This window comes from Enterococcus sp. NBRC 3427, from assembly GCF_007996925.1.
GTDB lineage: Bacteria > Bacillota > Bacilli > Lactobacillales > Enterococcaceae > Enterococcus_B > Enterococcus_B lactis.
The window spans coordinates 30,280-53,728 of sequence record NZ_BJLL01000006.1; the positions used below are offsets into that span (position 1 = coordinate 30,280).

A 23,449-nucleotide genomic window follows, 5' to 3' on the forward strand; every position below is an offset into this window, starting at 1 on the left:
GATCATCGAGGCTGAAAATGATCTAAAGTTTCATTAGCCCAAAGACACTCTGGAGATGGACGAGTGAAAAGCCGTCCCGCGTACGAGCGTTATTCGTAAGAGGAAAGAGAAATCTTTCAAAATTAGGTGGTACCGTGTATGAATTTCATTCACCCTTGTTCATGATGAACAAGGGTGATTTTTTTATTTACATAGCTAAGAAAGGGAGAGAAAACTATGAGTTTCCAAAGACCAAAAGGAACAAATGATATTTTGCCAGGCGAATCAGAAAAATGGCAGTTTGTCGAAGAAACAGCACGTTTATTGTTCAGAGATTATCAGTATAATGAAATGCGTACACCAATTTTTGAACATTATGAAGTGATATCCCGCAGTGTAGGTGATACGACGGATATCGTTTCAAAAGAGATGTATGATTTTTATGACAAAGGGGAACGTCATGTGACGCTTCGACCAGAAGGTACAGCACCAATCGTTCGTTCTTTTGTTGAGCATAAATTGTTCGGTCCAGAGTATGCAAAACCGTTCAAAACTTTTTATATGGGACCAATGTTTCGCTACGAACGTCCGCAAAAAGGACGGTTACGTCAATTCCATCAGATCGGAGTAGAAGCATTTGGATCAGAGAATCCTGCAACAGATGTGGAGAGCATGGTGATGGCACTCGATTTCTTCAAACAGTTGGGAATCACGCAAATCCGTCTAGTCATCAATTCATTGGGTGATAAAGACACACGTCAAGCCTATCGTCAAGCATTAATCGACTATCTTTTACCTTTTGAAGCAGAGTTGAGTGAAGACTCTAAACGCCGTCTTCACGAAAATCCCTTGCGTGTGTTGGATAGTAAGGACAAACGAGATCAAAAATTTGTAGCAGATGCGCCATCTATCTTAGATTATTTAAGCGAACCTGCTCAAAAACATTTTGATACCGTTGTTTCCATGCTGGATGCATTGGCTGTTCCTTATGAAATCGACAGTAATATGGTTCGCGGATTAGATTACTATACGCATACGATTTTTGAAATCATGAGTGACGCACCGAAAATGGGGGCACAAGCAACGATTTGCGCAGGCGGACGTTATGACAATCTAGTGGAAGAACTGGGTGGTCCTTCAACACCTGGCTTTGGATTTGCAATGGGTATCGAGCGATTACTCTTGACTATGGAGGCAGAGGAAGTAGTTATCCCTGCATTTAATGAGTTGGATGCTTATGTGGTCGCACTCGGAGACGAAACAAATATCGAAGCATTGAAAGTGGTCCAAGCGATTCGAAACTTCGGTTTTTCAGCTGACCGCGACTTCATGAACCGTAAAGCAAAAGCACAATTTAAGACAGCAGATAAAGCGAATGCCAAATTAGTATTGGTGATCGGTGAAGATGAGCTTGCTAGCCAAACAATCAATGTCAAAGCAATGGCAAGCCGAAAAGAAAAAAGTTTTCCATTAGAAGAAATATATGAGCATTTTGATGAAGTCTATGATGAAATGACTTTATTCGAGTAGGAGGAAAAAAGAAATGGCACAAAGAACGATTTATTGCGGATTAGTTTCCGAACAACAATTAGAACAAACAGTTACATTAAAAGGATGGGTACAAAAAAGACGAGACCTTGGGGGAGTAATCTTTATCGATCTACGTGATCGTGAAGGAATCGTTCAAATCGTCTTCAATCCTGAAATCAACAAAGAAGCATGGGAAATCGCAGATAAATGCCGCAGTGAATACGTGATTGAAGTAACTGGAGTAGTCAGAAGACGCGGTGAAAATGCAGTAAATCCTAAAATGGCCACTGGTGAATTTGAAGTGATTGCAAGTGAAATCGTGATTTTGAATCAAGCAAAAACACCGCCATTTCAAATTGAAGATGATCAAGCAATCAGTGACGAAATACGTTTGAAATATCGTTATTTGGATCTGCGACGTCCCAAAATGACTAAAAACATCAAATTGAGAAATGCGACAACAAAAGCGATTCGTCATTATTTAGACGATAATGACTTTCTAGATATTGAAACACCTTACCTAGGAAAATCTACACCAGAAGGCGCAAGAGACTATTTAGTTCCTTCACGTGTCCATGCTGGACATTTCTATGCGTTGCCGCAATCTCCTCAACTATTCAAACAATTGCTGATGAATGCTGGGTTCGACCGTTATTATCAAATCGTTCGTTGTTTCCGTGACGAAGATTTACGTGGAGATCGTCAGCCTGAATTTACGCAAGTAGATATTGAAACAACGTTCCTAACAGCAGAAGAAATCCAAACTTACACAGAGGGATTGATTGCGAAGGTAATGAAAGAAGTTCGCGGCATCGAAGTCACATTGCCATTTCCCCGTATGACCTATGATGAAGCAATGGCTCGCTACGGCAGTGACAAACCGGATACACGTTTTGAAATGGAATTGATCGATCTAAGCGAAACAGTCAAAGAAGTAGAATTCAAAGTCTTCCAAATGGCTCTTGAAAACGGCGGAGTCGTGAAAGCATTGAATGCGAAGGGCGCTGCAGATCGCTACTCACGAAAAGATATGGATCAGTTAGGACAATATGTAGGGCAATTCGGAGCTAAGGGACTTGCATGGCTGAAAGTGGAAGAAGACGGTCTGAAAGGCCCGATTGCTAAATTCATGGGAGAAGCAACAGAAGCAATCATCAAAGCAACAGATGCAGAACCAGGTGACTTGCTGATGTTTGGCGCAGATAAAAGTGAAATCGTCGCTGCTGCATTAGGGGCTATCCGAACACGTTTAGGAAAAGAATTAGGACTAATCGATGAATCAAAATTCAATTTCTTATGGGTAACTGATTGGCCTCAATTTGAATTTTCAGAAGAAGAAGGTCGATATGTCTCTGCTCACCATCCATTCACGATGCCAAAAGCAGAAGATATCCCATTACTGGCTGAAGACCCTGCAAAAGTCTATGCAGAAGCTTATGATATCGTCTTGAACGGTTATGAACTAGGTGGAGGTTCTATCCGGATCCATACTCGGGAACTTCAAGAAAAAGTGCTGAAAACTTTAGGCTTTACAAAAGAACAAATGGAAGAACAATTTGGTTTCTTGCTAACAGCTTTAGATTACGGATTCCCTCCACATGGCGGCATTGCATTAGGATTGGATCGTTTTGCAATGTTACTAGCAGGGGAAGACAATATTCGTGAAGTCATTGCCTTTCCTAAAAACGGGAAAGCAGCCGATGTGATGAGTGATGCACCAAGTATGGTTTCACCTTTACAATTGTTCGAATTGAATATTGATGTAACAAATATAGAAGAATAGTCGATAAAAAGGCAAAAAGGATTTGTCGAATCTGCTTCTTTTGGCAACCTTGATTTAATTGAAAAACACTTTATAATGAAGCCATAACATATAAAGCGGGGCTTTTCCATGAAAAAAACATTCGAAAATTGGGCTTACCATGATTACACGACCAAACTTTCGGTATCAATCGTTTATGCGTTGATTGCATCTGTCGCATTGAATTTCTTTTATCAACCAGGACATATTTATTCAAGTGGTATTACTGGTCTGGCTCAGATTTTGACGACTTTGTCAAAATCACTGATAGGGTTCGAGGTGCCGGTATCAACCACTTTGTATTTACTGAATATACCTTTGTTCGTCTTGGCGTGGTTCAAAATCGGGAAGAAGTTTACAATTTTCACTTTTATCACAGTCACTTTGACCTCCCTTTGTATCCATATTTTACCGGAAACAGTCTTATCTACCGATCCAATCATTTGTGCGTTGTTTGGTGGGGCTGTGATGGGACTAGGGATTGGGCTAGCGTTGAGAAATGGCCTATCATCGGGTGGTCTAGATATCGTGAGTATCACGATTCGTAAAAAAACAGGAAAGTCGATTGGTTCTATCTCGATCTACTTCAATGCATTGATCGTTTTTGTTGCTGGAATTCTATTTGGCTGGCAATACATGTTTTACAGTACGTTGTCTATTTTCGTCAGTGGAAAAGTAACTGATGTCGTTTATACTAAACAAAAGAAAATGCAGGTAATGATCGTAACGAAACATCCAGAAAAAGTAGTGAATGAAATCCAAAACTGTATGCGTAGAGGGATCACGATCATCAATGAAGCAGAAGGTGCTTATAAACATGATAAGCAAACAGTATTGATGACGATCGTTACACGATACGAACTGCCTCTACTCAGAGAAGCGATGAAAGCTTCTGATCCGCAAGCTTTTGTAAGTATTGCAGAAAATGTCCAGATACTTGGGCGTTTCTACGAGGATGGCATTTAGATCGGGTTTGACAAAAATTCATGAAATACTACTGTAGACAGACATTCGTTTGTCTGCAGTTTTTTTCTACCAAAGGACGGATCAGCAAATAGAAACTACTTTTTTATTTGAAATTTTCTTAAAGTTGAAAAAAAGCATGTTTATTTTTTTAAATTTATGGGATGATAGAAAAAAATAGTAGAGAAAGGACACGATTCTACTTGCTATTTTCACTTAATACCCGTATATTACGAATGAAAAAAGTTTATGAAAAGTTGGAATATTGAATGGAAAAACAAAAAAGGTTAAAAAACAGCCGCTACATCACTGGGTTTGATGGGCTCCGTTCATTAGCTGTGGTTGGTGTTATCTTATATCACCTTCTGCCAACTAGTATGAAAGGCGGCTATTTGGGCGTTCCGATTTTTTTCGTCGTATCTGGTTATCTGATCACAGATCTGCTACGGCAGGAATGGGAACAAAATGGAAAAATCAATATTTGGCAATTTTATGTCAGAAGAATGAAGAGACTCTATCCGGCACTCGTTTTTATGCTCGTTACAGCTTCGGCTTATATCACCTTGTTCCAGCGAGGATTGTTGAATAATCTTCGAGGAGTTGTCGTCAGCAGCTTACTGTATGTCAACAACTGGTGGCAAATCAATAACGGTTTATCTTATTTCGATCGATTTGCTAATGAATCACCGTTTACACATATCTGGTCTTTAGCGGTAGAAGGTCAAAACTATTTGGTTTGGCCAATCTTGTTTGTATTGTTGATGGTATTTGTTCGTAAAAGAAAATGGATCTTTTATACCGTGTTAGGTACATCTTTCCTCTCTGCGATCTTGATGATGATTTTGTATACACCAGGGGGCGATCCAACCCGTGTTTATTATGGAACTGACACCCGTCTGTTTTCTATATGGTTGGGAAGTGCGCTCGCTTTTGTTTGGCCAAGTACTCGTTTGAAGAAAAACATCCCAAAACAAGCAAAAAGTATCTTGAATATCGCTGGAGGAATCTCACTTCTGGCACTGATTCTTTGCTTCTTCTTTTTAGATGATCATTACAATTTCATCTATTATGGAGGGATGCTCCTAGTGAGTCTGTTATGCGTAGTACTAGTTGCAGTGACAGCACATCCTGGAGCAAGCTTGAATCGTTGGCTGACAAATCCAGTATTTACTTGGATTGGCAAACGAAGCTACGGGATTTATCTGTATCAGTTTCCAGTTATGATTTTTTATGAAGCAAAAGTGACTGATATTGCTGATCATGTTCTGTTCCATACTTTAGTGGAAATCACATTGATTTTAATCATCAGTGAACTTTCTTATCGATATGTGGAACGTCCGCTAGCACGTTTTGACTATGGTCGTACATTCCAAGTGATGAAAGGATGGTTCAGCAAACCAATCATCAGTAAGAGCAAACCATGGGTCGTTCCAGGCACATTACTTGTAGCAATTGCATTCGTTGGTTTCGTTACGGCACCGAAGAATGCTGTAACGGCCGATCAAAAACAATTGCAGGCAAAGATCGCTGAAAGTAAAAAATTAGCAGAAGAAACCAGAAACAATTCAGAAAATACCACTAGTTCAGTTGACCAAGCGATTCTTGATAAGTATGAGTTGTCTAAGGCCCAAGGAAACAAGGCACAAAAATTAGAGCTAACGGCATTTGGTGATTCAGTTATGCTAGATGCTGCAACTGATCTACAAGAGCTTTATCCAAAAGTAGTGGTAGATGGCGATGTGGGGCGACAATTATACGCCAGTGTACCGTATATTGAAAAATTAAAGGAACAAGATTTATTGAAAGACACTGTTCTAATTGGACTAGGAACGAATGGCTCATTCTCTGAAGCCCAGTTTGATAGCGTGATGGATGCAATCGGTGATCGAAAAGTATACTGGGTCAATGTCCGAGTACCGACGAAACGTTGGCAAAATGACGTGAATGCGATGCTTGAACAGATGACGAAAAAATACGACAATATGACGCTGATTGATTGGTATAGCTACAGTAATGACCATAGTGACTGGTTTTATGATGACCAAGTCCATCCAAATCCTGAAGGGATGACACATTACATTCACTTAGTCAGTGAAGCCTTGCTAGGAGGAAGTTCAAGTACGAACAGCAGTGAGACAAACGTATCAGAATAATAGCTACAAAAAACTTCAGGCAAAAACAGTTGTTTTTGCCTGAAGTTTTTTTATATTTATCGTGTTTTTAACAGTCATCTATTTTCAGGAAGCAAAACGGTTGAGTGTGTCTTCAAATAATGTTCTTTTTGTTTTCGGGTGAGTTTTTTGAATGCAGCTTCTGCTTTTGTTGCTTCGCTTCTTGAAGAAAATACTTCTGCATGGATCATCTTAACAGGTCTTCTTTTTTGAAGACGAGTATATTTAGCGCCAGTACCATTGTTATGTTCCCCTAGTCTCCTAGAAAGGTCTGTTGTGTACCCACCATAAAATGTCTGATCTTTACAGAATAATACGTAAAAATAATGTTTATTTGCCATAGAGCATCTCACGGATCTCTGCTGTGTATTCCCCGTCCGCATCGTAAGTGATCAATGGCGGAGCGACTTTGAATCCATCTAATTTACCTTCTTTGATTCCTTCAACTAACAAAATATTTGCCTCTTTTCCAGCTTTTGGGTAAACAAATTGGATCCGTTTAGGTGCAATCCGATGATTTTGCATAATTTGGATGATCTCTAAGAATCGTTCAGGTCGATGGACCATAGCGAAACGCCCATTTGTTTTTAGTAACTTACTTGAATTATCGATCACTTCTTCTAATGTTGTATGGATCTCATGACGGGCGATTGCTAGGTGTTTATTAGGGTTCGTTTTATTTGTTGGCAGTCCTTTGAAATAAGGTGGATTGCAGACGACTAAGTCACAAGAATTATGCCGAACGACGGATAAGCTGTCTTTCAGATCGATGGTGTGGACTGTCATCTGTTCATCTAGATGGTTCAGCGCGATGCTGCGTCTTGCCATGTCTGCTAGGCGAGGCTGAAGTTCGATAGCATCAATAGCTGCTTGAGTTCGTTTGCTTAAAAACAGGCCTACTGCACCATTACCTGCGCAAAGGTCAACAATCTGTCCTTTTTTAGGCACACGAGAGAAGTGAGCAAGTAGCACAGCATCTAAAGAAAAAGAAAATACTTGGGAACTTTGGATAATTTTGATATCTTCTGCGTATAATTGGTCGATTCGTTCGTCTTCGTGAAGCATGTATTCCCTCCAAAATGAAAAAAATAGTCGTTTGTATTATACTATTTTTATTAAAAAGAACCAAGGTGGCTTGTCAAACCTCTGTTTTTTATGCATACTATGACCATAAGAAGGGAAAGGAAGAGACTATGTTTTATCGATTTATGCGAGGGGTAGTTCGAGTACTATTAGCTTTAGTCAATGGAAATGCCCGTTATGAGAATAAAGAAGTATTACCGCAAGATGAGAATTACATACTAGTTGCTCCCCATCGTACTTGGTGGGACCCATTATATCTAGCGGTAGCTGCAGCACCGAAGGATTTCAGCTTTATGGCAAAAGAAGAACTGTTCAAAAATCCGGTTCTGCGATTTATATTAACTCGATCCAATGCTTTTCCAGTTAAAAGAGAGAATCCAGGACCAAGCGTCATTAAAACACCTGTAAAGATTTTAAAATCGACAAATTTAAGTTTAATCATGTTCCCCAGTGGGACAAGGCATGCTACAGAACTTAAAGGCGGGATGGCGTTGATCTCCAGAATGTCTAAAGCGAAAATCGTACCAGCCGTATACCAAGGTCCACTGACACTTGGGGATTTGTTCAAACGTAAGAGAGTGACAGTGCGTTTCGGTGAACCAATCGACCTATCAGATATCAAGAAAACGGATAAAGAAGGAATGGCGGAGATTGAACGACGAACACAAGCGGCTTTTGACAAATTGGACAAAGAAGTGAACCCAGATTTCAAATATGAAATCAAAAAAAAATAAAGTGATAAGTTTATGAATAGGCGGTCTTTTTGAATCTCCTGTTCTGTTCAGACTTTTCGATGAAAAACGAGGGAGAGACGTCAAGTCTGCCCTCTTTTTGCTTTCCAACGTGCAAAATAGAAGACAGGTGTCATGTAATGGATCAAAGTGTTATAATGATTAGAAGGACATTTTTTGAGGTGATTGGATGCGTTTTTTACATACAGCCGATTGGCATATCGGAAAAAAACTACAAGGTTATGACTTGATTGAAGACCAACGTCATGTATTATCTTCTATACTGGATATCGCGAAAGAAGAAAAAGTAGAGGCAATCGTGATTGCAGGAGACTTATATGATAGGAGTGTGCCCGCTGTCGATGCCGTAGCATTATACAATGAATTGATGGTTGATTGGAATTTAAAGGAAAGGATCCCAATTTTTGCTATATCAGGAAATCACGATAGCAGTACGCGACTTTCAGCTGGTACGCCATGGTTCAGTTATTCGAACTATTTTTTGCGAACGCAGCTAGCAGAAGCTTTCGAACCAGTCGAGTTTAACAACATACAATTTTTCTTTCTTCCTTACTTTGAACCAATTGCAGCCAGATTATATTTTGAAGATGACAGTATCCGCACGATCCAGCAAGCGGTAGCAAAAGTGATAGATAAAATGCAGGAGCTGTTTGATTCAGGGAAAAAACACGTATTGATTAGCCATTTTTTTGTAATGGGAAGTGTAAAATCTGATTCGGAAACGAAAATCGAAGTAGGGGGTCTGGATTCGATTCCAGGCGAACTGCTTGCACCGTTTGATTATGTAGCACTAGGACATTTGCATAATCAAGCTGCTTTAAGACAGGATAATGCTCGCTACAGTGGCTCGCCGTTGAAATTTTCTCTATCTGAGATCAACCAGAAAAAAGGCGTATGGATCGTTGACCTGACAACAGACCTAAAGTTGAATTTTAGGGAGATCGAACCACTGCATGATATTGAAGAAATAACAGCAAGTTTTAAAGAATTGTTGGATCCTGCCTTCTATCAGTCCGTCAATCGGGAGAATTATATCCATATCTATCTCACGGACAGAACGATCATCCCGAATATGATGAACCAGCTTCGGCAAATATATCCTCGTATTTTGGGGATTGAACGGGCAAACGGCCGAGCAGAACAAACAAAGCGCAAACGAAAAGTACTAGAAATGAAAGATCCTCAAAAATTAGCAGAAGCATTTTTTAGTGAAATGACGGAAGAACAGCTAACGGCAAACCAAGAAAAATGGCTCGGAGAAACGTTGCAAGAAATCATGGAAATGGAATGATCAAGAATGAAACCGAAAAAATTAAAACTTAAAAATTTTGGTCCTTTTATCAATGAGACCGTTGATTTTTCACGATTGACAGAAGCACCGCTTTTTTTGATCAGCGGGAAGACAGGAGCAGGAAAAACGACGATTTTTGATGGGATCACTTTCGCACTTTTTGGTGAAACTTCCGGAAGACTTCGTTCTGGAAAAGAGATGCGTTCCTTGTTTGCTACACCAGAAGAAGAAACAAGCGTGACTTTTTCTTTTGAACATCAGCAGATGAGCTATGAAATCGAACGAAAACCAGAACAAGTTTTAGCGAAACGAAAAGGAAACGGAACAAAAAAACAGGCAGCTAAAGTAACGTTGACCATTTTTGATGGGAAAGGAAAAGAAATAAAACAAATCACAAAACGTACAGAAGCAGACCAGTTGATCAGAGAACTGATGAATCTCGATGCGAAACAGTTTTCCCAAATCGTTTTACTGCCCCAAGGAGAATTCCGTAATTTTTTGGTTTCATCAAGCAGTGAGAAAGAGACTGTTTTACGTCATTTGTTCGGTACTCAGTTTTTCCAACAGTTCAATGAGCGATTAAAGGAAAAAGCAAAGCAACAGCAACAAAAACTAGATCATTTAGAGCAAGAACTTCATCTTCTGCAAAAAAGATTTGTTTTAGTCAAAGAAGAGGAAGCAGCAGCAGGATTTGAGGCCGTTCTTTCCCAATGGACAAACCATCAGGCCATACTAGAAAAACAAATCACTGAAGAAAAAGAAGTTTTAGCAGACTATCAGGAGAAACAGAAACAATTAGAAAATTCCTACTATCGTTTTGAAACCTTGAAAAAAAGCTATGAAGAAAAAGCGACATTACTAAATAAGCAAAAGAAATTAGCCGCTCAAAAAGACGAAATAGAGGAAAAGAAACGATGGATTGGGTATTATGAATTTACACAACGCTTAATTGAACCAATCCAGCACCTGAAAGAAATAAAAGCTGAAAAAATAGAACTGTCACAAAAAAGCAGTGAACAAACAAAGAAACTAGCGATGACTACGCAACATTATGAAGAGTGGCAAAAAAATGAAACAGACCGCATACATCGGCAAACAAAAATCAAAGAAGCTGCTCAACAATTGCAAAACAAACAGATGATGGTACCGATTGTCGAAGCCTTGCGTAGTAAAAAACAAGAAGCAGAACAATTAAAACATTCATTAGATAAAGAAGAAACGAACGCCGAAAAGCTACATCAAAAACAGGCTATTTATCAGGAAAGAACTCGAATTCTTCAAGAAATCTTATTGGATCAGGAAAAACTGCAGGAAGATCGTCTTGCTTTTGGACAGTTAAAACATCTAGATGAAAAACAGCAGGAAATAGAACAACAAAAAACAAAAAGCATCGAATCACTCGAACAGATAAGAGAAGAGCTCAAAAAAGCAACCGAAGAAACAACAAAAAATAATCAGCGATTGAAACAACAGATAGAACAAGCAGAACAGCTGAAAAGCCAATGGGCAAAGCAGAAAATTGCTCGTCTTCAGCTTTTTTTGCGTCCGGGGGAACCATGTCTGGTTTGTGGGTCGACAGAACATCCCGTACAACAATCAAAACATGAACAGCCAAATAAGGAAGATATCTTAAAAGTAGAGCAACAACTGGCAGAAGCTGAGTCAGCTGTAGAAAGAACCCAGCAAATCATTGCCAAAAATGAAGCATATGAAAATAATCTTCAACAGCAATTATCTGATTTAGAACAAAAAATCATGGAAACGAATATACAACTAGCTGGACAAGAAAAACACTTACAACAGGCTTTGCAACAGGCATTTCCTGCGATAACAGAACAAAAAACAACAACTGCTCTTACAGTAATCGAACAATCTTTAGATAAACGAAAAAGCAAGATAGCCAATGCAAGAGCAGAACTGGAAGAAATAAGCCAACAAGTAGAAAAGGTTGAGCAGCAATTAGCTGTCTACAAGCAGCAACAGACAGCAAAAAATAATCAGCTTCAACAACTGCAAGGCGAAATCAAAAGTTTAGAAAAACAATTACAAGATACGGATAGCAACTGTTTAGAAGAAGAGATACGACAACTTGAAAAACAGTTAGAAGAAGACTCGAACCAACTTGCTGCTGAACAGAAAGCAGGAATGCAATTGTTGCAAGATCTGCATATGCTTCGGACACAACTTGATCTTCAACAGGAACAAATAGAAAAAACAGATGAAAAAATAGAAAAAGAACAGCAAAGAATAGCTGAAAAGCTGGAAAGCCAATCGTATTTTTCAACAACTGAGGAAGTCTGTGCATTCGCACAACAGCAAGCACAATACGAAGAGAACCAGCGCATAATCACTACTTATCATGAAGCACAATTAGTGACAACTGACCGACTACGTCAATTAGAAAATATCCAGCTGACGGAGATAGTTCCAGATACAGAAGAGATCAGCCAGCAATTGGAAGAGATAAGAGAGATGATCGAAACAAAGCAAGAAAAGATATACAGTTTACAAGAACAAAAAATCAATAACCAGAAAATCTACGATGAATGTCTTTCGATTTATCACACAAGCCAGACGCAATTAGATGAACTCACGCAATTACAGCAGCTTTCGCAAACATTCAACGGAGAAAATCCTAAGAAGACTAGTTTAGAACGGTATGTGCTTCAAGTTTATCTACAAGAAGTGTTACAAGTAGCAAATGATCATCTCCAGCGTTTAACGAAAAATCGTTATCAGTTTGAACTAGCGGATACGATCGGCAGTTATCGAGGGAAAACCGGATTAGAAATCAATATCTATGATGATCAGGCAGGCATGTCTCGAAGCGCGCATACGCTGTCTGGCGGTGAAAGTTTTATTGCAGCACTTTCTTTAGCATTAGCCCTTGCGGATGTGATCCAGACACAAGCTGGTGGGGTAGCAATCGATGCATTGTTTATTGATGAAGGTTTTGGGTCATTAGATGAAGAAGCTTTGGAAATGGCGATGGAAGCTTTAGAAACGATTGAAAGTGAAGGAAGAATGATCGGGATCATTAGTCATGTAAGAGAATTGAAAGAACGAGTATTACAGCAAATAAGAATTGATACAGAAGGTAGCGGACAAAGCAAAATACGCTATCAACTTGGATAAAAAGGGAGATTGGTAACTATGAAATGGAGTATTCCGGAAAAAGTCATTGCACGTGGGCGTCAATACTTGCAAGAAGGTCGAGTGTTATCGGTTGTCCCTGACCAAGAAGAAAACGTGTGGCATGCAGAAGTCTTGGGCAGTGAATTGTATATGGTTGATTTGGATGGGACAGCAAAAGAGATAGATTACTGCCAATGTCCATATTGGGAGGAACATAAATATTGTAAGCATACAGTTGCTGTGGAACTTTACTTACGGTCGAAAAATCTATCTCGTATCATGAAAAAAGACCAGCCGATGTTAGAACCGGTAAAAACAACAAGTGAAGGAGAAATCATTGCAAAAGGTTTTTCTCGTCTAAAAATACAAAAAAATCCTCAAGCGGTGCAACCCTTGATTATTGAATACCAAGTAGAAACGATTGAGACAAATCAGTATCATCCAGAGCTTTCTATTTTGGCGCTTTACTTACGTATCGGTTCTTTGGCATCGCCGAAAAAAACATATATCGTAAAAAACATCTATGATTTTTTACAGGCTTACACAGAAAAAGAAACCTACACAGTCAATAAGCAGTATCAGTTTCATCTAGACAAACGGGCTTTTCAAAAAGAAGATCAAAAAATACTCGCTCACCTTGCAGGAAGTGCCCAAACGCATCAATTATTAGGCACGAATGGCTTGCAAGTCAAAGGGAAACTAGACAAAAGATACCTGCTTCTCCCAGTAGAACAAGCCCGCTTCCTGCTAGAACAGATGAATCAGACGACACGTTTGCATCTGCAGATAAATGAACAAAACGATCAAGGAATCCAATTTTCCGATCAAAACAAGCCTTTATCATTCAAAGTGGAAAAACAGGGAGAAGATTACTTGTTACAAGCATTGAATGATTTTGATTTTTTCTTTATGCATTATCAGTGGGGACTTATCCAGGGAGTATTCTATTCTCTAACGAAGCATCAACAAACAGTTTATCAAACTTGGAAACAATTGATTCGCCGATTGGAGAAACCAGAAGTAGTATTCAAGAAAAAAGAACTACCGGCCTTGTTTAAAGAAATCATTCCTCTTCTTTCGGAAATAGGAGACGTAGTGGTTGCCTCTGAAGTAGAAAAGGAAGTAGCAGATATTCCAGTCGAATTTATTTTCTTTTTCCGAAAAGCCAAAGGAAAAATCCAAGCTCGAGTCGATTTCGTTTATGGCGAAGTCATCTATTCGACCGATCCAAAACATGAGGTCTCGGCCAATCAGGACTTTCAGGTGCTGCGTGACAGAGCTGAAGAAAAACGAGTCCTTGATTTATTCAGGATGTATCGCTACCAGAAAAATGAAACTGGCTATGAGCGTCCGTTGCCAAGCGGGGAGGAACTGTATGCCTTTTTCCGTACAGAACTATCTGTTTTCCGTCAGTTTGGTGAAGTCAGACTTGGCAGAAAGTTGCGGGAGTTGTATTTAGATGCGCATAAAAATCAACCGCAAATCGAAGTAACCGAGACTGGTTCATGGCTTGATATTCGGTTCGACGTATCGGGAATAGAAGAGCAAGAGATTGATCATGTACTGCAAAGCTTGTTGCGAAATGATGCTTTTTATACATTGGAAAACGGACAGGTTCTTTCTTTTGATTCAGAGGAATTCCAACAAACAAGCCAAGTATTGCAACAATTACGAGAGTCAATACGTTCAGAAGAAGGGACGATCCATGTACCTAAGAATCAAGGACTGATCATTCAAAATCAATTGGAAAAAAGCAATGCTACTTTTAGCGAATCGTTTCAAACGATGGTCCAAGATCTCATTCATCCAGAAGGGTATCAGGCGCAGCTTCCCAAAGGATTGAATGCAAAGATGAGAGAGTATCAGAAGCAAGGATTCCGATGGTTGAAGATGTTGGGCCATTATCAGTTTGGCGGTATCTTAGCCGATGAAATGGGACTTGGGAAAACACTGCAGACGATTGCCTTTTTACTTTCGGAAAAAGAAGAACGGGAAAGCTTTTCTGCTTTGATCGTAGCGCCGGCCAGCTTAATCTACAACTGGCAGGCAGAGGTAAAAAAATTTGCTCCTTCTTTGAGTATCCAAGTAATCAATGGGAATAAAAAAGAACGGGAAGAATTGCTGGCTAAAGACGCAGATATTCGAGTGACCTCTTATGCCAGTTTGAGACAAGATTTAGCTGATTACCAATCACAAAAAATTGATTATTTGATCCTTGATGAGGCGCAAATGGTCAAAAATAGTAGTACGAAAACTGCTCAAGCATTGAGAGAATTAGCTGTGCCTCAGCGATTTGCATTAAGTGGGACACCAATCGAGAATAATTTAGAAGAATTGTGGTCATTGTTTGCAACAATCATGCCAGGATTTTTCCCAACCAAAACAAAATTCAGAGAACTTGCCGCAGAAGAAATTGCGCAAATGATCCGACCGTTCATTTTACGGCGAGATAAACAAACTGTGTTGAAAGACTTACCAGAAAAAACAGAAATGAATCTATATTCTGCACTGACAGAAGAACAAAAGACCGTTTATTTAGCTTACTTGCGTCAAATGCGTGAAGAAATCTCGTCAATGGATTCTGAAGCATTCAAGAAAAACCGGATCGGGATACTAGCAGGTCTGACAAGGTTGCGTCAAATTTGTTGCGATCCCCGTCTGTTTATTGAAGATTACCAAGGTGGTTCTGGCAAGCTCGAACAAGTAAAAGATCTATTAGTTGCTGCCAAAGAGAACAAACGCAGAGTTCTGCTGTTTTCTCAATTTACAGGTATGCTTACTATCTTACAAGAAGAGTTAGCCGAGCTGGGGATCTCAACATTTTATTTAAGAGGCAGTACAAAACCGCAAGATCGATTAAGTATGGTAGATGCATTTAATGCAGGCGAAAAAGATGTTTTCCTGATTTCTTTAAAAGCCGGGGGAACGGGACTGAATTTGACAGGAGCAGATACGGTCATCTTGTATGACCTTTGGTGGAATCCTGCAATTGAAGAACAAGCTGCTGGTCGTGCGCATCGAATCGGACAGAAAAATGTGGTAGAAGTGTGGCGTATGATTTCTGAAGGAACGATTGAAGAACGAATGGATTCGCTCCAACAAGAAAAACGCGAACTGTTCCAAAAAGTGATCCAAGGAAATGAAGAACAGCTGACAAAACTGACTGAAGAAGATATCCGCATGATCTTAAGTGTAGGAGAGATTGAGAAGTAAGAGATTCGAAACAATCGTTCAGTAATGGATAAGAAGATCTTTCGAAAAAAGCAAGTATTTAGTTGATTTAAGAAATAGCAAGGAAGTTGGGTTTCTGTTTTATCCCGATTTCCTTGCTATTATTTTTTGTTTTTATTTATAGGAGTTAAGCAAAGATTGTCTTCATTGTTTCTAATAGCTGATCAAAAGAAGAAATCTCGATATCGCAAATAGGTGTCTGGTCGATTTTGCGTTCTCGATGGTTGAACCAAAGTGCTTGCCAGTCGGCACTTTTTGCACCTAAAACATCATTGTCATAATTGTCGCCAACATATAGAGTCTCTCCTGGAAGCATATGAAATTCTTTCTCAGCAAGCTGAAAAATCTCTTTTTCTGGCTTTTGGAACCCTGTTGCTTGAGAAACCAGCATGTTGTGGGAAGGAATCCAATTATTCAATTGAAGTTGTTTTAATTTTTTTGTCTGATGGTCAGTCGGTCCATTTGTGATAATTCCTAATGGGACATTTTTTTCCTTCAAGAAGTCAAGTGTTTTTTTGACCTCCTCATGCAAACAGATATTATCAAGTTCTTCCTCGTAAACTTTTTGAAATAGGAGACCTTCTTCTTCTGTGATGTGAGGGTAGTCTAAATCTTTTAGTGATTGGCTGATTCGATGTGCTCGCATATATTCTAGCGTACACTCTCCTGCCATTACTTTTGGAAAGTTTTCATCACTATGATGACGGAATCGGATATATAGTGGATGCATATCTTCATCTGAAACAAGCGGCACGACTCTTTTTACCGCGTTTCGAAATGGCTGCTGCTGATCATACATTGTATCATCAACATCAAACACAACTGATTTAATCAAAATTTTACACGCCTTTCGGTTTTCATTGATTTTTTCACAAATCCTTGACTATTGTAACAGAAAAAATTATCTAAAAAAGCTGATAAATAAAGGTTTTTCTTACTATATTTCTGTTTCCTTGACAGAATAAGGTTTTTAGATTTCAGTTTTTTTCACTAAAAATCATGAAACACATCAATAGGTTTGATGAACAAATTAATCATTATTGTGTAACTCGGTTGGTTTATTTTAATGCAATCTCTGAGGAATTTTCGAAAGGTTTATTTTTTTAATACAGTCTCAATATAACTATTCAAACATAAAATAACGTTATTTAGTTTATTTGTTTATAGTAAATTTTATCTAGTAATCATTGCTTTAAAATATTCCGCTTATATAACAGAGAAAATAAGCGTTATAATAAAGAACAATATTATCTAAAATGACAAGAATCATTACTATCAAAGAAATAAAAAACATAAAAAATCTTAAGAAATCGGTTTCATTTGTGTTTTTAGATAAAATAATAGTACAGTTTTATTGGCTGTTTCATCGTCTTATAAAATTTGAATTAGATTTGAAAACTCTAATTTTTAAATGATAGAAAAAGCAAGAACGCTGGTTTTACTGTATATTAACCTTAGATAACTTTCATTTTTTTAAAAAAATTATGAAAAAAAGGTAGCTATTTAAAAGTTGATTATGTATAATAGAAACAGATGGGAGATCATTATGATCTTCTGTTACAAAAAAGTGATTCTTATCACGAAAAGGAGTGGTGCACGTTGTTAACATTATATACTTCCCCAAGTTGTACTTCCTGCAGAAAGGCTCGTGCGTGGTTGCAAGAACATCAGATTCCATTTGTTGAACGTAATATTTTTTCAGAACCATTGAACAGTTCTGAATTAAAAGCGATTTTACAAATGACAGAAGACGGAACAGAAGAAATCATCTCGACACGTTCCAAAGTATTCCAAAAACTGAACATGGATTTAGATGATCTGCCGTTACAAGAACTATTGGAACTTGTGCAAAACAATCCTGGATTGCTTCGCCGTCCAATCATGATTGATGATAAACGTCTACAAGTTGGTTTTAATGAAGATGAGATTCGTCGATTCCTGCCGCGCGATGTACGACAATTAGAATTGCGTCAAGCACAATTGATGGCTGGATTATAGAAGATAAAATGAAACTTGGAAAAACTATTTTGATGATAGTTTTTCCAAGTTTTTTTGTTTTTATAAATAGCGTTCTTTATTGTGGGCACAAAAAAAGGTGTGAGAGTGGTCATGGTATGAAAAACAGAAGTGATTGATTAGCTAAAAAGTCGGCTATATAGTATTCATCTCCCAAAAATGTTATAGTTAAATAAGATAGCTTGAACGATTGAAAAAATCTGCTGGTTTTATTAAATTCATTTAACAGCGGGATTTTTTTTCTTTACATTTAAGCTGATTTCGCTACAATGAATCTATATTGAACATTGCGGCAAAGTGAGGTGTAGCAAAATGGAAATGGAACATATTAATGAAAATACGATCCGTGTACTGATAGGTCATGAAGATTTAGAAGAACGGGGCGTTTCATTTTTGGATTTACTTGGCAATCACAAAGAAATCGAAAATTTCTTTTATAGTATTCTGGAAGAAGTTGATATCGAAGAGGAGTTCCGAGGAAGCGAAGCTGTCACTTTCCAAGTTTTGCCAAAAGGAGACGGATTAGAACTGTTTATCAGTAAAAACCTGCCAGATGAAGAAATTTCTCAATCAGAAGATTCTGCTGTTGATTCAGAAGACGTGAGCGAATTTCTCCGTCAGCAAATTATTGGTAGCGATCCGGATGAAGAATTATCTGGAAGCGCCCTAGAAGAACAGGAAAGACAAGCAATTTTTGCTTTTGAAGATTTTGAGCAAGTGATCCAGCTGGCAACAGATGTTGAACTAGAATCTGCTTGGACTGATTTGTACTTATTCGAAGAGCGTTATTACCTAGTCGTTCATTTCTGGATGGAGAATCTCAACCAAGCGGATGTAGAGAATCAGATTGCTCGAATTTTGGAGTTTGCAGAAAAGAGCGATCGTACACCAGAAACACTGAATGAGTATGGAAAGTGTCTGATGGCGCGTAATGCTATCGAGCGTACGAAATTTTATTTTGTATAAATCACCATTATAGTAAGAGCCATATCGATCATATATCGATATGGCTCTTTTTCGTGTAAATAAATTGCTAGACGTAAATAAGTTCAGAGGGAGAAAAATGCTGCTTGCGATGAATGAATATCATGAATGCTGTTCTGCTAAATATGCAGAGAAAGAGAAAACGTATTATTGTCGTAGTTGTCGGAAAAGAGTGGTTTTGAAAAAGGGAAAGAAAAGATGTGCTCATTTTGCCCATCGAAAAACCGACAACTGTTCGGTTTTTAGTGAGGGGGAATCAGAAGAACACTTGCAGTTAAAGGAATGTTTCATGGATTGGCTAGGACAGTCAGCAGAACCTGCATTTTTGGAAGCCTATTTGCCAAGATTGAGGCAGAGACCAGATATTTTATTGGCTAATCTAGCATTAGAAATCCAATGTTCTAGGTTGTCTCATCAGAGATTTGTTGAAAGAACCAAAAGTTATTTGAACAACGGTTACCAAGTATGGTGGATACTTGGTCATTCTTTTCTTGGACAACGGCAATTTTCATTGATAGAAAAAAGTTGCTGCTATTATAATAGAAAAAGGGGGGTACATTGCTGGAAAGCTGACCTTAAGAACCAAAAACTTTATTTATATCATCATATTACAGAGACTGTATCAGGTCACATTTCTTTTTTCAGTAGCTGCTGGACTTTTTCTGGTAATGATCTTAAAAAAATATTTACTAATAATGAGATCAAAATAAATCAGATGAAGAAAACAGACAAGTTAAGTGAGGATGGGAAGAAGTGGTTGGCGCGCCAGCTGATTTACAAACAAAAAAATACAGTATCCATACAAGAACAGTGCTACTTGCGTCACAAGCACCTTTTGTATCTATCACCGTGGATCTATCAAAACAGTCGGTTTTTCTTTTATTTACGAGAACAGGTTTTTCTTTATCGAATGTTGTACGAAGAATCCTTAAAACAACAGAAAGTACCTGATTTCAGCTCATGGTTTTGCCAAGTAAAAGAATATAAAATGAAGTGGCTTTTCCCTATGATTGAGGAAGAGATGGTCTATCGGCAATTTTTTGATGAATGCACACGTTTGTCCTCTTGGAAAATATAGTAAGTATAAAAATAGGACAGGAACCGGTTTTCTATGTAAAACAAGTTTCAGTTGTGCTAAAATTGATAGAAGCAGACACATAGATTAGTAGTAGAAAAATCAGATGCTGTAACATGTGGATGTTAGACAATGATCTATTTTGATCGACAGAGACAAAGGGATAAAAAGGAGTGGATCTCATGGAAGTAAAGCAGTTGCCAAAACGCGAAGAATTGCCTGAAAATTTAACTTGGGACTTGACCAAGATCTTTTCAAGCGACCAAGAATTTGATAAGAAATATCTAGAATTATCAGAAAAGTTAAAAAAATCTGAAAAATACAAAGGAACACTTGATCAAGGCGCTTCTCAATTTCTTGATGCGATTGAATTTGTGTTGAGTGTTTATCGCCAAACTGAAATCATTTATGTCTATGCGCACCTTAAAAACGATCAAGATACTGGGAATACAGAATATCAAGCGCTTTATGCAAGAGCAAGTAGTTTGTTTTCAAAGGTTAGTGAAGCTGTTTCCTGGTTTGAACCAGAAATATTGCAGTTATCAGATGAACGGATTTGGCAATATTTCAAAGAAGAACCGAAGTTAGAAGTCTATCGTCACTATATCCAGCAAATAGTAGATAATCGTGCCCATGTTTTATCTGCCGAGCAGGAATCGCTTCTTGCAGGAGCAGGTGAAATCTTTGAGGCTTCAAGTGATACATTTGCTGTTTTGAATAATGCAGATTTAGTTTTCCCAACGATCGAAGGAGAGAATGGTGAAAAAGTCCAATTATCTCATGGCGTGTACGGTCAGTTGCTAGAAAGCACGGATCGAAGTGTTCGCGAAGCCGCATTTAAAGGGTTGTACAGTGTTTATGAACAATTTAGAAATACGTTTGCTTCTACTTTAAGTACGCATATAAAAGGACATAATTTTAAAGCAAAAGTTCGTAATTACAGCTCTGCCAGAGAAGCATCTTTGAGCAATAATCATATTCCTGAAAGTGTATACGACACTTTGGTAGATGTAGTAAACAAGCATTTGCCTTTGCTGCATCGATATATGGAATTACGGAAACGTTTATTAGAAGTGGAAAAACTGCACATGTACGATCTTTATACACCGGTCTTAGGAGAAGCTCCAATCACCTTTACGTATGAAGAAGCAAAAGAGAAAGCTTTGGAAGCACTGAAGCCAATGGGCGAAGAGTACATGACTATTGTAGAAAAAGCATTCTCTGAACGTTGGATCGATGTTGTCGAAAATAAAGGAAAACGAAGTGGTGCCTATTCTTCGGGAAGCTATGACACAAATCCATATATTTTATTGAATTGGCATGATACATTGGATCAGTTGTTTACGCTTGTCCACGAAATGGGACATAGTGTCCACAGTTATTTCACACGGTCGAACCAGCCTTATGTATACGGTGACTACTCCATCTTTTTAGCAGAAATTGCTTCGACAACGAACGAAAATATCCTAACAGAATATTTATTGGAAACAGAAAAAGACCCTCGCGTCCGAGCTTATGTGCTCAACCATTACTTGGATGGATTTAAAGGAACAGTTTTCCGCCAGACACAATTTGCTGAATTCGAGCACTTCATGCATACGGAAGATGAAAAAGGTGTGCCATTGACTAGTGAATATCTAAGTGATAGTTATGGTAAATTGAATGCAAAATATTATGGTCCGGCAGTCGAAGAAGATCCAGAAATCAAATTTGAATGGTCACGGATCCCGCATTTTTACTATAATTACTATGTCTTCCAATACTCGACTGGTTTTTCTGCTGCTTCAGCGTTGGCGAAAAGGATACTTAGTCAAGAACCAGATGCGCTAGAGAACTATTTGGCTTATCTAAAAGCTGGTAACAGTGATTATCCTGTTGAAGTGATGAAGAAAGCAGGAGTAGATATGACACAGGCTGCGTATATCGAAGATGCAATGTCGATGTTTGAACAACGACTAAATGAATTAGAAGAATTGATTGATCGTTTATAAGATTTTTGATTTTTTCGAATAGAAACGAAAAAAATACGTCGGCTCTCTTGTAAGGGAGTCGACGTATTTTTTAATTAGAAAGCAAGTGTAAATGGCTAGTTCGTGAATGGAACTGAGAATCATTTGTATGTAAATGTTCACCATTAAAAACTTGATACGAGTTATCTGTTGTTTTACACAGCTCTTTGATTCTCCAAAGACTGCTTGTGCCTTCTACTTCTACTAAAACACCAAAATCACGATCGCAAGCGTAATTGTAAACGACTGCGGAAGGATGTTTCGTGATGCCCATTTCCCGAGCAATTTTTTGATCGGAAAAGAATACTTCTTTAACAAAGTCAGATTGCCGATCTTCTTTAAACATATTCAAATCGCCGCCAATCTCTTCAAATATCGATTCAGCAAGTGCATGAGAATATGGTATGTTATTGCAGCCGACTGCTTCTTGCAGTTTGATCAAAAAACGGCGGCCTTTTTTCTTTCCTTGGAATTGAGCCGCTTTGCAGTCTAATGCGGCAGAATAAGTCGTTGAGAATAAGTGGTTACGTTTCTCAAGATTGTTTTGAGAAATTCCTTTTTGTTGCATGACATCCCCAATTGTCTGCAAATTGACCAAAGGAAGAAAGCGAAATTGCATCTTTTCTTTTGATGGTGTTCCGTACTCTTCTTCAATAAATTGTAATAACTGTTGCTCCATTTCGAAACAATATTCCCCTAAAGGATTAACAAATAAATAGATTTCGATCATATGAATCTCCCCCAAAATAGATTCTATACAACTAGTGACTAGATTCTTTCACATCCTATAACTTAACAGAAAAAAGTAAAAAAATGAACTCAAGTGCCTTGTGAAAATGAAAGGTTTCTAATTTTTAGCCTCAAGCATACGTTGGATCTTGTTTTTAGCAGGACGATAAGGCAAAGAAAAACGTTTTAAAAAATTTATAAAAGCAATTTTTCCCGCAGATGCATCCCCTACCTCTAGTTCTAGTTCAAAATCGTGAAGATTGTCTCCCCAGCTTTCATCGATAGCTAAAAGTCCTTCTTCAATAGGGAACTCAGCCCGTTTTGTTGTAAGCTTTCCTGTTTGGATCAATGAAGCAGGATCGATATTCAAATCAGAAAGTTTTTGAAAAACTGCGCCCGAGCGAGGCAAACGGTTTTGAAAGATGAATGCTTCTGCTTCTTCTGTTATAAAGGTATCCGTCGTTTCGAGACGCCCTTCCTCAGCAGGTGTTTTTAATGTATATTCAGCTTGATGACCAACGAAACGGATCCGTAGACCACAATTTTGTTTCTTCAGCTGTTCATCAACGGTATCGAAGTAAATATTAGTCTGTACACGGAAATCTTTGTCTGTTAATTGATAGTGAGTGATGAATATCTCGTACTCTTGCTTTGTCAGCATAGATTTATATTCGATTTCAAGCATTTGCGTCATTTGATC

17 protein-coding genes are annotated in these 23,449 nt (G+C 38.3%); 12 read left to right on the plus strand and 5 right to left on the minus strand.

The window, feature by feature from the left end:
• The first annotated feature begins 216 nt into the window (after positions 1-216).
• The 4 genes from hisS to ESP02_RS02445 all read left to right on the plus strand — a co-directional run bounded on the left by hisS (position 217) and on the right by ESP02_RS02445 (position 6,426).
• The gene (hisS, locus tag ESP02_RS02430) at positions 217-1,509 is read left to right on the plus strand and encodes a histidine--tRNA ligase (protein WP_002291383.1); all 1,293 of its coding nucleotides are present in this window, start codon (positions 217-219) and stop codon (positions 1,507-1,509) included.
• A gap of 13 nt (positions 1,510-1,522) precedes the next feature.
• Positions 1,523-3,292: an aspartate--tRNA ligase gene (gene aspS / locus ESP02_RS02435; protein ID WP_002335225.1), complete on the plus strand. Its 1,770-nt coding sequence runs from the start codon at positions 1,523-1,525 to the stop codon at positions 3,290-3,292.
• A 108-nt stretch (positions 3,293-3,400) separates the two neighbouring features.
• On the plus strand, positions 3,401-4,276 hold the full coding sequence (locus tag ESP02_RS02440; RefSeq protein WP_002291388.1) for a YitT family protein: 876 nt from the start codon (positions 3,401-3,403) through the stop codon (positions 4,274-4,276).
• Positions 4,277-4,542: 266 nt separating this feature from the next.
• Positions 4,543-6,426, plus strand: coding sequence for an acyltransferase family protein (locus tag ESP02_RS02445; protein ID WP_038399114.1), 1,884 nt, complete (start codon positions 4,543-4,545; stop codon positions 6,424-6,426).
• Between the two features lie 74 nt (positions 6,427-6,500).
• On the opposite strand, the gene ESP02_RS02450 is transcribed toward ESP02_RS02445, so the two are convergent.
• A complete protein-coding gene (locus tag ESP02_RS02450) occupies positions 6,501-6,785 on the minus strand; it encodes a GIY-YIG nuclease family protein (RefSeq protein ID WP_002309959.1) in 285 nt (94 codons plus the stop codon).
• Positions 6,775-7,509 (minus strand): tRNA1(Val) (adenine(37)-N6)-methyltransferase, encoded by a 735-nt coding sequence (locus ESP02_RS02455; RefSeq protein WP_002373071.1) that lies wholly within the window; start codon positions 7,507-7,509, stop codon positions 6,775-6,777. The genes ESP02_RS02450 and ESP02_RS02455 overlap by 11 nt, the downstream gene beginning before the upstream one ends.
• A gap of 128 nt (positions 7,510-7,637) precedes the next feature.
• Here ESP02_RS02455 and ESP02_RS02460 point away from each other — a divergent pair, with 128 nt between their 5' ends.
• The 4 genes from ESP02_RS02460 (at position 7,638) to ESP02_RS02480 (ending at position 15,918) form a co-directional block, all read left to right on the plus strand.
• A complete protein-coding gene (locus ESP02_RS02460; RefSeq protein ID WP_038399112.1) occupies positions 7,638-8,261 on the plus strand; it encodes a 1-acyl-sn-glycerol-3-phosphate acyltransferase in 624 nt (207 codons plus the stop codon).
• A gap of 187 nt (positions 8,262-8,448) precedes the next feature.
• Entirely contained in the window at positions 8,449-9,570 is a 1,122-nt protein-coding gene (locus ESP02_RS02470) for an exonuclease SbcCD subunit D (protein ID WP_002373074.1), read from the plus strand.
• Positions 9,571-9,576: 6 nt separating this feature from the next.
• A complete protein-coding gene (locus ESP02_RS02475; protein WP_002373075.1) occupies positions 9,577-12,705 on the plus strand; it encodes an AAA family ATPase in 3,129 nt (1,042 codons plus the stop codon).
• An 18-nt stretch (positions 12,706-12,723) separates the two neighbouring features.
• The gene (locus tag ESP02_RS02480) at positions 12,724-15,918 is read left to right on the plus strand and encodes a DEAD/DEAH box helicase (protein ID WP_038399110.1); all 3,195 of its coding nucleotides are present in this window, start codon (positions 12,724-12,726) and stop codon (positions 15,916-15,918) included.
• A 145-nt stretch (positions 15,919-16,063) separates the two neighbouring features.
• Here ESP02_RS02480 and ESP02_RS02485 read toward each other — a convergent pair whose 3' ends face one another.
• A complete protein-coding gene (locus ESP02_RS02485) occupies positions 16,064-16,771 on the minus strand; it encodes an HAD family hydrolase (protein WP_025478370.1) in 708 nt (235 codons plus the stop codon).
• Positions 16,772-17,535: 764 nt separating this feature from the next.
• Between ESP02_RS02485 and spxA the strand changes: the two genes are divergently transcribed.
• The 4 genes from spxA (at position 17,536) to pepF (ending at position 22,002) form a co-directional block, all read left to right on the plus strand.
• Positions 17,536-17,934 (plus strand): transcriptional regulator SpxA, encoded by a 399-nt coding sequence (gene spxA, locus ESP02_RS02490; protein WP_002296384.1) that lies wholly within the window; start codon positions 17,536-17,538, stop codon positions 17,932-17,934.
• Between the two features lie 330 nt (positions 17,935-18,264).
• The gene (locus ESP02_RS02495; protein WP_002373086.1) at positions 18,265-18,918 is read left to right on the plus strand and encodes an adaptor protein MecA; all 654 of its coding nucleotides are present in this window, start codon (positions 18,265-18,267) and stop codon (positions 18,916-18,918) included.
• Positions 18,919-19,015: 97 nt separating this feature from the next.
• The gene (locus ESP02_RS02500) at positions 19,016-20,014 is read left to right on the plus strand and encodes a competence protein CoiA (protein ID WP_025478372.1); all 999 of its coding nucleotides are present in this window, start codon (positions 19,016-19,018) and stop codon (positions 20,012-20,014) included.
• 179 nt (positions 20,015-20,193) lie between these two features.
• Entirely contained in the window at positions 20,194-22,002 is a 1,809-nt protein-coding gene (gene pepF, locus ESP02_RS02505) for an oligoendopeptidase F (RefSeq protein WP_002373090.1), read from the plus strand.
• 70 nt (positions 22,003-22,072) lie between these two features.
• Here pepF and ESP02_RS02510 read toward each other — a convergent pair whose 3' ends face one another.
• Positions 22,073-22,750, minus strand: a complete 678-nt coding sequence (locus ESP02_RS02510) for a ClpXP adapter SpxH family protein (protein WP_002373092.1) — start codon at positions 22,748-22,750, stop codon at positions 22,073-22,075.
• Between the two features lie 117 nt (positions 22,751-22,867).
• On the minus strand, positions 22,868-23,443 hold the full coding sequence (locus ESP02_RS02515) for a CYTH domain-containing protein (RefSeq protein WP_002373095.1): 576 nt from the start codon (positions 23,441-23,443) through the stop codon (positions 22,868-22,870).
• Positions 23,444-23,449 lie beyond the last annotated feature (6 nt).